At 42.0% G+C, this 679-nt stretch carries 2 protein-coding genes; both read left to right on the top strand.

Annotated features, from left to right (window positions below; all coding sequences use genetic code 11):
- On the top strand, window positions 1–326 hold a 326-nt coding region (locus tag A3762_RS25525; protein ID WP_156493761.1), incomplete at its 5' end, for an SDR family NAD(P)-dependent oxidoreductase.
- A gap of 5 nt (window positions 327–331) precedes the next feature.
- Window positions 332–679, top strand: a 348-nt coding sequence (locus A3762_RS26720) for a cytidylyltransferase domain-containing protein (protein WP_197469585.1), incomplete at its 3' end; no start/stop codon positions are given.

Raw genomic sequence — 679 nt, 5'->3', positions numbered from 1 at the left:
TTGTTGGTACGCTTGGTTTACCTGAATTAAGTGGATACGCAGCATCCAAGGGTGGAATTATTAGTTTGACGAAATCCTTGGCGCTTGAGTGGGCTGAATTTGGAATTAATGTAAATGTTGTTGCTCCTGGCTTCTGCGAAACGTCTTATACCGATAATTTCAAGAAGAAGACTGATCTATATCAATTTACATTAGATCGAACACCTAAAGGTCGCTGGGGACAATCTAAAGACATCGCAAATGCATGTGTCTATCTGGCTTCGTCTCTTTCCGATTATGTAACGGGTGAGGTATTGAATGTTGATGGCGGATGGAGTGCTTGGTAAAAATTATGCGTATATTAGGTGTTCTTCCGGCTCGCTATAAATCAACAAGGTTTGAGGGTAAGCCCCTAGTAAGTATCGCTGGTGTACCGATGATTAAACGGACCTGTCAGCGGGCTATGCTCTCGGATAGTTTGGATGAGGTTGTTGTTGCGACTGAAGATGAGCGTATTGAACAATACTGCCGATCTGAAAATATTCCTGTTGTGATGACTAGTGATTCTTGCCTTACAGGCACTGATCGCATAGCTGAAGTAGCCGAAATGCTTGATTATGATTTTTACATCAACATTCAAGGTGATGAGCCTGTTATAGATCCAGTTGTGGTTGATCAGTTGGTCGAGCAATACAAAAAA

The sequence above is a fragment of the Oleiphilus sp. HI0125 genome (genome assembly GCF_001635355.1).
Note: the sequence above shows the minus strand (reverse complement) of the source record. Positions and strands in the feature narration are given on the sequence as shown.